The following is an 11,160-nucleotide window of genomic DNA, read 5'->3' as shown; positions in this document are numbered from 1 at the left end:
AGGATGGATCCTGCTTGCTCCAGGCGCTCTAGATTGCAGGTTTCAGAGCCCAGGAAGGCGAGACGACCTAACAATAATAAATCGGGAGAAAGGTCTATGAGTGAGCCTGTCATGGGTTGGGTTGTTTGCCGCCCACGCGCCGCACGCAGGGTTGCGATGTTGGCCACAGCGCTCTCGCTGCTGGGGGTGTTGTCGACACCCGTGCTGGCAGCCGGCGATACCGGCGCAGCGCCGGCATTTGCGATTGAATCCCCCAAGGCTGCCAAAGGCCTGATGATCGATGTGGTCCACGCGGGCTCTCGCCTGGTGGCCGTTGGTGATCGGGGGCACATCCTCTATTCCGATGACCAGGGCAGCACCTGGACCCAAGCCAAGGTGCCGACCCGGCAACTGCTCACAGCGGTATTTTTTGTCGACGCTAAACAAGGCTGGGCCGTCGGCCATGATGCGCAAATTCTCGCAAGCGCCGACGGCGGCGCCACCTGGACCCAGCAATACCAGGACCTCAAGCGCGAAGCGCCGTTGCTCGACATTTGGTTCAAGGACGCCAACCACGGCCTGGCCGTGGGCGCCTACGGTGCGTTGATCGAAACCACCGATGGCGGCAAAACCTGGGACGATGTCAGCGAGCGCCTCGACAACGAAGACCAGTTTCACCTCAACGCCATCGCCTACATCAAGGATGCCGGCCTGTTTATCGTCGGCGAGCAAGGCAGCATGTTCCGCTCCAGTGACGACGGCCAGACCTGGGAAAAACTCGAAGGCCCGTATGAGGGCTCGTTGTTTGGCGTGATCGGCACCGCTCAAGCACAAACCCTGTTGGCCTATGGCCTGCGCGGCAATCTTTACCGCTCCACGGATTTCGGCAGCACCTGGGAGCAGATCGAACTGAACGCGACGCGCGGCGCCCTGGAGTTCGGCTTGTCGGGAGCGACCTTGCTCGATGACGGCTCGCTGGTGGTGGTCGGCAACGGTGGCAGCGTGGTGGTCAGCCACGACGACGGGCAGACCTTCAGCGTATTCAATCGCCCGGACCGCATTTCACTCTCGGCGGTCACGGCGGCAGGCAACGGCAACTTGATTCTGGTCGGGCAGGGTGGCGTTCGCGTCGCCACGGCCAGCGGCGCTGAACGCGTAAAACAATAATAAGGGCGGGGAAAGAATGAGCAGTCATCACAACGATAAAGCGACCTTTCTTGAGCGCCTGATCTTTAATAACCGCCCGGCAGTCATCGTCATCTGCCTGCTGGTGAGTATTTTCCTGTTCTGGCAGGCGACGTTGATTCGCCCGTCCACCAGCTTTGAAAAGATGATCCCGCTCAAGCACCCCTTCATCGAAAAGATGATGGAGCACCGCAACGACTTGGCCAACCTGGGCAACACGGTGCGCATCTCGGTGGAGGCCAAGGACGGTGACATCTTCACGAAGGAATACATGGAGACCCTGCGCCAGATCAACGACGAGGTGTTCTACATCTCCGGCGTCGACCGCTCGGGCCTTAAGTCACTGTGGAGCCCCAGCGTACGCTGGACAGAGGTGACCGAAGAAGGCTTTGCCGGCGGCGAAGTGATCCCGCAGAGCTACAACGGCTCGCCGGCAAGTCTCGACCAACTGCGCAACAACGTGCTCAAGTCCGGCCAGGTTGGGCGCCTGGTTGCCAACGATTTCAAGTCGAGCATCGTCGACATTCCGCTGCTGGAGTCCTACCCGGACCCACAAGACCAAGGCAAGTTGCTGGCCCTGGACTACCGCACGTTCTCCCATGAACTCGAAGGCAAGATCCGTGACAAATTCGAGGCGCAAAACCCCAATATCAAGGTTCACATCGTCGGGTTTGCTAAGAAGGTCGGCAACCTGATCGACGGCCTGGTGATGGTGGTGCTGTTCTTCGGCATCGCCTTCATCATCACCCTGATTCTGCTGTTGTGGTTCACCAACTGCCTGCGCAGCACCGTCGCGGTGTTGAGCACGACGCTGGTGGCGGTGGTCTGGCAACTCGGGTTGATGCACTTCTTCGGCTTCGGGCTCGATCCGTATTCGATGCTGGTGCCGTTCCTGATCTTCGCCATCGGTATTTCCCACGGCGTGCAGAAGATCAACGGCATTGCCCTGCAATCGAGTGAAGCGGACAACGCGCTGACGGCGGCGCGACGCACGTTCCGGCAACTGTTCCTGCCCGGCATGATCGCGATCCTCGCTGACGCGGTGGGCTTCATCACGCTGTTGATCATCGACATCGGCGTGATCCGCGAGTTGGCCATCGGCGCCTCCATCGGCGTGGCGGTGATCGTGTTCACCAACCTGATTCTGCTGCCGGTGGCGATTTCCTATGTCGGCATCAGCACGCGCGCCATTGCCAAAAGCAAGAAGGACGCGCACCGCGAACATCCGTTCTGGCGCCTGCTGTCAAAATTTGCCAGCCCCAAAGTCGCGCCGGTCTCGATTCTGTTGGCCCTGATCGCCTTCGGTGGCGGCCTCTGGTACAGCCAGAACCTGAAAATCGGCGACCTCGACCAAGGCGCGCCGGAACTTCGCCCGGACTCGCGCTACAACAAAGACAACAACTTCATCATCAGCAACTACTCCACCAGTTCCGACGTGCTGGTGGTGATGGTCAAGACGCGTGCCGAAGGCTGCTCGCGCTACGAAGCCATGGCGCCCATCGACCAGTTGATGTGGAAGATGCAGAACACCGAAGGCGTGCAGTCGGCGATCTCCTTGGTGACCGTGTCCAAGCAGATGATCAAGGGTATGAACGAGGGCAACCTGAAATGGGAAACCCTGTCGCGCAACCCCGACGTGCTGAACAACTCCATCGCCCGCGCCGACGGCCTGTACAACAACAATTGCTCGCTGGCGCCGGTGCTGGTGTTCCTCAACGACCACAAGGCCGAAACCCTCGACCGCGCGGTGCATGCGGTGCAGGACTTCGCCAAGGACAACAACAAGGATGGCCTGGAGTTTATCCTCGCCGCCGGTAACGCCGGGATTGAAGCCGCGACCAACGAGGTGATTAAAGAGTCGGAACTGATCATCTTGATCTTGGTGTACCTGTGCGTGGCGACCATGTGCATGATCACCTTCCGCTCCTGGGCGGCGACGCTGTGTATCGTGCTGCCGCTGGTACTGACGTCGGTATTGGGCAATGCGCTCATGGCGTTCATGGGCATCGGCGTCAAAGTCGCGACCTTGCCGGTGGTGGCATTGGGCGTGGGGATTGGCGTGGACTACGGCATCTACATCTACAGTCGCCTGGAAAGCTTTCTGCGCGCCGGCTTGCCGTTGCAAGAGGCGTACTACCAGACGCTCAAATCCACCGGTAAGGCCGTGTTGTTTACCGGGCTGTGCCTGGCCATCGGCGTGTGCACCTGGATCTTCTCGGCCATCAAGTTCCAGGCCGACATGGGCCTGATGCTGACCTTCATGTTGCTGTGGAACATGTTCGGCGCATTGTGGCTGTTGCCGGCGCTGGCACGATTCCTGATCAAGCCGGAAAAGCTGGCGGGGCAGAAGGGCAATTCGTTGTTTGCGCACTGATTCATCGTTGTCGCCAAAACGCCGTGGCCTGTGCTACGGCGTTTTGCATGGCGTGGTCTTAGGTCGATGCAACAATTTGACCTATCATGAGGTCTTTCCTTTTGATGACTGTTAGTTATGACTGCCGACACCGCTACCTTGCTCGACGCGTTTAAAGACTGCCAGATGGTCGAAATCGATGGGCTGCACACCTTCGACTTCAGCTTGGATGACCAGAAGTTGCTAATCGTCTGCATGGACGGTCGTGCCGAGAAACGCTGGAGTTTCAGCCTGGAGCAAATCAACGCTGCGGTCTTTGATCAAACCCTGCAAAGCTGGACCCTTACCGGTGAGTCGGGCGAGCATCGCCTGGTCTGCATGAGCGGCGTCACCGGCGACAATAACGACGAGGACGAAGCGGATGATGATGCGTAAATTCTGGCCTCTGCTGATGGCGGGCAGTGTCGGTGCGATGTCGGTGCAAGCTGCGCCGGCTGACACCTACGAGTTGCTGGTGGGCAGTTACACCGCCGGCACCAGCGAAGGTATTTACCGCCTGCAATTTGACAGCCGTACCGGCCAGTTCACCGGTAAACCGGAGTTGGCGGCCAAGGCGGCCAACCCGTCGTGGCTGACGATCTCCAAAGACCAGAAGCATCTGTTTGTGGTCAACGAAAACGGCCCAGGCCAGAAAGACTCGGTCGGCCGCGTCAGCAGCTACAGCATTGACCCGCAGAGTCACCAGCTCAGCCTGATCAACCAAGTGCAGAGCCTGGGCAATGAGCCGACCCATTCCAGCCTGGCAGCTGATGGACGCTACCTGTTCGTTGCCAACTATTCGGTACTCGAAGACCCGGGCGGCAGCCTGGCCGTGCTGCCGGTCGACGCCAATGGCAAGTTATCGGCGCCGGTGCAACTGAGCGGGCACCCGTCCAGCCGGGTGAACCCTGAGCGCCAGGCTTCCAACCATGTGCATTCGGTGGTGTCATCGCCGGACGGCAAGTACGTGTTTGTTCAGGACCTTGGGGCCGACAAGATTTTTGCCTACCACTACGACCCCAAGGCCAACCACGAGCTGCCACTGACCCCGGCCAACCCGGCCTCGGTGCAGCTGCCGCCCGGCAGCGGCCCGCGTCACTTGTTGTTCAGCGCGGACGGCAAGCATGCCTGGCTGACCACCGAGATGAGCGCCCAGGTCGCGGTGTTTGATTACAACGACGGCAAGCTCAGCCAAACCCAACTGGTGGAGTTCGCTGGCGGGCAACCGGTGTCCGACAAGGCCGGCGCCGCACTGCATGCTTCAAGCGATGGCAAATTCCTCTACGTGAGCAACCGTGGCACCGCCAACCAGATGCTGGTGTTCAGCATCGACCCGGCCACCGCGCACCTCAAGGAGCTGCAGCGCCGCACCGTGGAAGGCGACCACCCGCGTGAGTTCAGCCTGGACCCGAGCGGCAAGTTCTTGCTGATCGCCAACCAGAAAAGCAACCAAATCGTGGTCGTCGAACGCGACCCCAAGACCGGCCTGCTGGGTAAAACCGTGCAGAAACTGCCGATCGATGCCCCTAGCGACCTCAAGTTCCTGGTGCGTCAATAAGCCACAGGCCCCGCATCGCGGGGCCTGACCTTTAGTATTAATTGTATTAATAGCGGCTACTGTTTCAAAGCATTTCTAAGGTTCAGCCCTCGGGCGTAAGTTTGGTTCCAAGGCCTTCCCGGCCACCTCACCAAACGAACACAAGGGTTACCGACATGAACTTGAACCTCTTCTCCATCATCGCCGCTTCTGCTGTTTCCGCCACCGTGGCATTGCCAGCCGCTGCCAGCGTGGACGTTGCCGGCAAAAAATCCAGTACATCCGCCTACACCCAGAAATACCTGCAACAAAGCGCCAACTTCTATGCCGCACTGGATCACAAAACCCAGCACTGAGCTTGAGCTGAACGGCGGTCAAATGTGGGAGCTGGCTTGCCTGCGATGAAATTAACTCGGTGTATCCGTTGGACCGAGTTGACGGCATCGCAGGCAAGCCAGCTCCCACATTTGATTGTGTTGATTTCAGGGTTTTGCCATCACTGCAATAAACAGCGGCGATTCCAGAAAGCGTTGTAGCCAGTTTTGTAAGCGCTGATACGGCGCTCCGGCAAACCACTCCCGGTCCACATGCGCAAACTGGCGCACAAACGGCGCCAGTGCTACATCGGCCAGGCTCAAATGGTCGGCCAGCAAAAACTCCCGGCCCGCCAGTAATCCTTCCAGCTTCTGCAAAAACACCTCGCCCTCTGCCCGATAATGTTCCATCGGCTGCTGCGGGTAGCGATCGGCGTACTTGTATCGATCCAGGTGATGTTTGAACACCTGATCATTCTCGGCAATCAGTTCCAGCACCGCCGGGTCACCCTGCAGCAACCAATCCTCAGGATCGTGCTGCGCCAGCGCCCACTGCATGATTTCCAGGCTTTGCTCAATCACCCGGCCGTCCAGGCTCAATACGGGCACCGTGCTCTTGGGCGACAGCGCCAACATTTCCGCCGGTTTGGCCTTGAGGCTTACCTCGACGATCTGTACGGGCACGCCTGAATAGCGCAAGGCCAGGCGCGCCCGCATCGCGTACGGGCAGCGCCGAAACGAATACAGCAGCGCCTCGCTCACTTGACCTCCAAGGTGCTCAGGCCATTGCCCTGGCGCTTGACCTGGATCTGCACCGGGATGCGCTCGTGCATTTCCTGCACGTGGGAAATCACCGCGACCTTGCGGCCCTGGGCCTGCAAACCGTCCAACGCGTCCATCGCCAATTGCAGCGACTCGGGGTCGAGGCTGCCGAAGCCTTCGTCGATAAACAACGACTCGATTTTCAACGTGCTGGAGGCCATCGACGCCAGGCCCAAGGCCAGCGCCAGCGACACCAGGAACGTCTCGCCACCGGACAACGAGTGCACCGAGCGCAGTTCATCGCCCATTTCCGTGTCCATCACCAACAGCCCCAGCATGCTGCCGCCGCGTTTTAGGCGGTAGCGGCGCACCAGTTGGCGCAGTTGCACGTTGGCGTGGTGCACCAGCAAGTCGAGGTTGTAGGCCTGGGCGATCTTGCGGAAAGTGTCGCCAGTGGCCGAGCCGATCAGTGCATTCAGGCGCGCCCAGCGCTGCCATTCTTCGTAAGCCTTAGTGATCTGGTCGGCCAGCGCGTGGTTGGCGTCCTGACGACGCTGGTCTTCGGCCTGGCGCGCACGCAATTCGGCGCAGTGTTTCTCGCCCTCGGTGAATTGTTGGTTGAGCGCAGCCAGGCTGCTATCGAGTTGCTCAACGTCCAGGTTGCCGTTGTGCAAAGCCTGATGCTCGGCGAGGCGTTGTTCGCGTTCCTGCAGCAGCACCTTGGCTTGCTCGACGGCTTTTTCGCTGTGTTGCAGCTGCTGGCGCAGTGCGCTGACTTGGCTGTCATCAAAGCCCAGCAAGCGCGTGAGCCCATCGTCATCCAGTTCAGGGTGCAGGGCACGCCATTCGCCCAGGCGCTCGCCGAGGCTATGTTGCTCGGCCGCCAGCGCCTGTAGGCGCTCCTGCTGCGCCTTGAGGTCGGCGGCCAGTTGCACCAGCGCACTGCGGATCTCTTGCAGTTGTTGGTTGGCGTCGGCTTCGCTCTGGCGTGACTGCACCACCGTCTGTTCCAGCTGCTGTTGCCACTGTTCGGCACTGGCGTGATCGCCCAGCAGGGCCGTGAGTCTTTCCTGTGCGGCCTGTTGTTGCGTGGCCAACTCGGTGACGTGCAGGTGCAAAGCGTCCAGCTGCTGCTGGCGATGCTGCTGGTGGGTCTGTTCTTTCTCGATGGCCTGCTGACGTTCTTGCTGCTCGGCCAGTTCATCGCGGTGGTGGCCAAGCTGCTCAAGACGCTGGCTGACGTGCTGGTCCAGCTGCATGAAGGTCGCTGCCGGTTCGCGGCGTAAACCGTCGAGGGTCTCGGCGGGCAGCAGGCCGGCGAAGGCCTTGAGTTCTTCGTCAAGGCGCTCACGGTCGTTGGACAGCTCGCGTTGCTGGTCCGCCAGTAACTGGCGGGCTTGCTGGCTGGCGTCCTGGGCGGCTTGCAGTTGTTGCTGCAAACGCCCGGCATTTTGTTGCAGGTTGAGCAGGGCGCCTTGGCGTTGTTCGTCCTGGGTGATGCTTTGCGTCAACTGCGCCAGTTGCTGGGCCAACCAAGTGCTGCGCTTGGCGGCGTCCTGATTGAACAGTGAGGCGGCCAGCGGGTGGGCATCCAGGCTCGGTTTCAGTGCTTGTTGCTGCGTCGCCAGTTGCTCCTGCTGTTGCAGGAACTCCTTTTGCTGGGCGATCAGGCCGCCCACTTCCCCACGTAACTCGGTGAGTTTTTCCTTGAGGATATCGACGGCTTTCTGCGCCGTGGCTTCTTCGTTTTCGTCATGTCGGCCGAGGCTTTGCAGCAGCGCTTCAGGCTGGTGATACGGATGTTCATGGCTGCCGCACACCGGGCACGGCTGGTCATCCTGCAACTGCTCGCGCAGTTCTTCGACACTGGCACTGCGCGCCAGGCGCTGGCGTTCCAGCAGTTGCTTGGTCACCGTCAGGGTTTGCTCGGCGATGGTCAGCTCGGCCTTGGTTCGCAGGCCGCTCTGGTTCAGTTGTTCGCGCTGCTGCTGCGCGTCCGCGAGTCTTTGTGTGAGGTTGGCGCTCTGTTGATCCAGCTGCTGCTGGCTGTCCCACAGGCGCGTAAGGTCTTCAAACGCGCGCTGCTGTTTGCGGTTGTCCTGCAACAGGCTGGCGAGTAACTGGATCTGCTCGGCGACGGCGTGTGGCTCGGCGCCGGCTTCCTGATACAGCAGGTCCAACGCGTCGCGTTGCTGGGTGAACTGCTCGGCGGCGGTGGTGGCGCGCTGTTCCAGCTGCGGCAATTCAGCCTGGCCCTTATTCAGGCGATTGCCGACCAGCATCAACTGTTGCAGACGATCGCGGTAAGCGCTCCAGGCGTCGCTCAGCGGGGCGAGAGTGGCGCTGCGCTCAAGCTCAGCGGCCAGGCGTTGCAGGCCCTCGGCGACTTGGCTGTGTTTGTCCTGCAACGCTTTGAGTAACGTGTGGCCTTCGGTACAGGCGCTGGTGTGTTGCTGTTTATCCTCGGTGCGTTTGGCCAAGTCCTTGGTCAGGTGGGCGAGGGTGCTTTGTTCCTCAAACGCTTGACGCAGCAATGGCACGGCGTCGGCCTGGGTTTTCAGCGCGTCGGCCAATGTTGCCTGGGCGGCTGCTTGCTGCTGTTGCGCCTGCTCCTGACGTGTGTGCAGCACGGTTTGCTGCTCGATATGCTGCTGAATCTGCGCAGCGAGGGGCGTCAACAATGTGCCCAGTTCAGCTTGCCGAGCAAACTGATGGCGCTGCGGCGCCAAATGCTCCAGGCGGCTCAAGTCCTGGCGTTGTGCGCCTTGGCCGTCCCAGTCCGCCTGAGCCCGTTGCAGTTGCTCCGTCGCACTGTGCTGGCGCTCCTGCCATTCGCGCAGTTCCTTGAGCCAGGTGTGTTGCAGCTCCAACTGCTTGAGCTGGGCCTGCTGGGTCTTGAGCTGTTGCTGGGCCTCGGCCAACTGTTGATCAAGTTCGGCGCGGGCTTCGGGAGCCAGGGGCACCACGCCGGTGGCTTGGTCTTGCAGCTGTTTATGCGCGTCCTTGGCATCCTTGGCCTTATCGAAGGCGCGGCGGCCAAGCTGGGTGTAGAGCGCGGTGTCGGTGAGCTTTTCCAGCAGTTCGCTGCGCTCATTGTCGTTGGCCTTCAGAAACGCACTGAACTCGCTTTGCGCCAGCAACACCGCACGGGTGAACTGCTCGAAGTTCAAGCCCAGGGCCAGTTCCAGCTGGGTTTTGTATTCGGTCTTCTGGCTGGCCAGCAGTTGGTCACTGTCGAGGTCGATCAGGCTTTGTCGGCTGTTCTGCAACTTGCCGCTGGCCTTGTCGCGGGCACGGTTGGCTTCCCAGCGAGCGCGGTAGCGACGGCCACTGACGCCGACGAAATCCACCTCGGCATAACCGCCGCCGGTACCGCGACGCAGCAGGGTGCGCGGGTCGCCGATGGAAATATCGCTGTCGGCATCCGGCATCTTGGCCTGGCCGGTATCGCCCAGGCGCGGCACTGCGCCAAACAGCGCCAGGCACAACGCATCGAGCAGCGTACTTTTACCTGCGCCGGTCGGCCCGGTGATGGCGAACAACCCAGCGCTGGCCAGGGGCTCGGCGGTAAAGTCGATTTCAAACGGGCCTGCCAGGGAGGCGAGGTTTTTCAGGCGGATGGCGAGGATCTTCATGGCTGTTCGCCCTCCTGTTGTACTTCCTGGAGCAGCACGGCGAAATCCTTCAAGGTCTGTTCATCCACTTCACTGCCGTAGCTGTCCTGCCAGGCGCGGCTGAACAGCTCCTGGGGCGTGAGCTGGTCGAGTTCGATCAGGCGCTCGTCGTCCGTGTTGTCGCTGCCGCGTTGGCCGGCGTATTCAGCGGCGATGCGCACCAGGCGCACGGCTTTGCCTTGCAGGGCGGTTTCGATTTGCTGGCGCAGGTCCGGTTGCGGCTCGTCGAGGCGCACGCGCACTTCCAGCCACGGGTGGCGTTGGGTTTCGGCGAGCAGGTCGATGTCGGGCAGGTCGGCCAATACCTTGAGGATATCCGCCAGCGGCGCGGCTTCCAGGCGTTGCAGGTTGACCGAGCGCGGAATCAGGCGCGGCTCGACACTCACCAGGCGTTGGCCCTGAAAGGTCACATCGAGAATCTGATGTTTGTAGCCGATTTCGGAAAACGACAAGGGGATTGGCGAGCCACTGTAGCGAATCCTTTCTTCGCCATTCACTTGCTGCGGCTTGTGCAAATGGCCGAGGGCGACATAGGCCACGCTGGCATCGAACAGTTTGGCGGGCAGCGCCTCGGCATTGCCGATGATCAGGCTGCGCTCGGAGTCTTCCGACACCGAGCCACCCGCCATATGCGCATGGCTGATGGCAATCAGCGCCTGGCCTTTTTTGCGTTTGGCGTTGGCGGCGGCGATCAGCCACTCATGTACTTGGCCGATGCCGCGCAGGTAGTCGTCGCCCAAGTGCGCGCCGGTGACTTCCGCCGGGCGCAAAAATGGCAGCGCCAGGCACCAGGCGGCGATCTTGCCTTTGGCGTCAGGCAGCGGGATCAGCAAACGTTCGGCATCCAGTTGGCCGTCATCCAGCCACAGCACGCGGCCCAAGGCATGCGTGCGCAAGCGGCGCATCAGCGGCGCCGGCAATTCGATACGCGAGCCGGAGTCGTGGTTGCCGGCGATCATCACAATCGTGAGTTTCGGGTTTTGTTCATGGGCGCTGATGATGAAGTCATACAGACGCTCTTGGGCCTTGAGCGGCGGGTTGACCGTGTCGAAGATATCGCCGGCGATCAGCAGCGCATCTGGCTGCTCGGCGTTTAATTGGCCCAGCAGCCACTCGAGAAAACAGGCGTGTTCGAAGTCGCGTTCCTGGCCATGCAGGTTTTGGCCGAGGTGCCAGTCGGAGGTGTGGAACAGACGCAAGGCGAACTCCGTGGAGAAGATGAAAAGGAGGGGAGTTTACCTGTAAAAGCCCACACAGTGCCTGCGGACGAGCCAGATCGAATGTGGGAGCCGGCAAGCCAGCTCCCACAGGGTGCGC

The 11,160-nt window shown here is 60.9% G+C and carries 8 protein-coding genes; 5 read left to right on the top strand and 3 right to left on the bottom strand.

Going from position 1 to position 11,160, the window contains the following annotated elements; all coding sequences use genetic code 11:
• Positions 1-111 precede the first annotated feature (111 nt).
• The 5 genes from GJU48_RS13165 to GJU48_RS13145 all read left to right on the top strand — a co-directional run bounded on the left by GJU48_RS13165 (position 112) and on the right by GJU48_RS13145 (position 5,449).
• Positions 112-1,146 carry a WD40/YVTN/BNR-like repeat-containing protein gene (locus tag GJU48_RS13165; protein ID WP_176463007.1) on the top strand — a complete coding sequence of 345 codons (1,035 nt, stop codon included), beginning with the start codon at positions 112-114 and terminating at the stop codon, positions 1,144-1,146.
• Positions 1,147-1,162: 16 nt separating this feature from the next.
• Entirely contained in the window at positions 1,163-3,538 is a 2,376-nt protein-coding gene (locus GJU48_RS13160) for an efflux RND transporter permease subunit (RefSeq protein WP_094953444.1), read from the top strand.
• Positions 3,539-3,655: 117 nt separating this feature from the next.
• Positions 3,656-3,952, top strand: coding sequence for a DUF5629 family protein (locus tag GJU48_RS13155; RefSeq protein WP_094953443.1), 297 nt, complete (start codon positions 3,656-3,658; stop codon positions 3,950-3,952).
• Positions 3,939-5,114 carry a lactonase family protein gene (locus GJU48_RS13150; protein WP_094953442.1) on the top strand — a complete coding sequence of 392 codons (1,176 nt, stop codon included), beginning with the start codon at positions 3,939-3,941 and terminating at the stop codon, positions 5,112-5,114. Before GJU48_RS13155 ends, GJU48_RS13150 begins: the two co-directional genes overlap by 14 nt.
• Positions 5,115-5,269: 155 nt before the next feature.
• The gene (locus GJU48_RS13145) at positions 5,270-5,449 is read left to right on the top strand and encodes a hypothetical protein (RefSeq protein WP_065907868.1); all 180 of its coding nucleotides are present in this window, start codon (positions 5,270-5,272) and stop codon (positions 5,447-5,449) included.
• A 126-nt stretch (positions 5,450-5,575) separates the two neighbouring features.
• Here GJU48_RS13145 and GJU48_RS13140 read toward each other — a convergent pair whose 3' ends face one another.
• Genes GJU48_RS13140 through GJU48_RS13130 form a run of 3 tightly spaced genes read right to left on the bottom strand, consistent with a single transcriptional unit; the run spans position 5,576 to position 11,042 of the window.
• Positions 5,576-6,169: a glutathione S-transferase gene (locus GJU48_RS13140; protein ID WP_094953441.1), complete on the bottom strand. Its 594-nt coding sequence runs from the start codon at positions 6,167-6,169 to the stop codon at positions 5,576-5,578.
• Entirely contained in the window at positions 6,166-9,804 is a 3,639-nt protein-coding gene (locus tag GJU48_RS13135; protein ID WP_094953440.1) for an AAA family ATPase, read from the bottom strand. Before GJU48_RS13135 ends, GJU48_RS13140 begins: the two co-directional genes overlap by 4 nt.
• Complete coding sequence (locus tag GJU48_RS13130) at positions 9,801-11,042, bottom strand: exonuclease SbcCD subunit D C-terminal domain-containing protein (protein WP_094953439.1); 1,242 nt, start codon at positions 11,040-11,042, stop codon at positions 9,801-9,803. The genes GJU48_RS13135 and GJU48_RS13130 overlap by 4 nt, the downstream gene beginning before the upstream one ends.
• Positions 11,043-11,160 lie beyond the last annotated feature (118 nt).

Source organism: Pseudomonas sp. IB20 (assembly GCF_009707325.1).
In the GTDB taxonomy this organism is placed as follows: Bacteria; Pseudomonadota; Gammaproteobacteria; order Pseudomonadales; family Pseudomonadaceae; genus Aquipseudomonas.
This window is presented reverse-complemented; position numbering and strand designations above follow the sequence as displayed.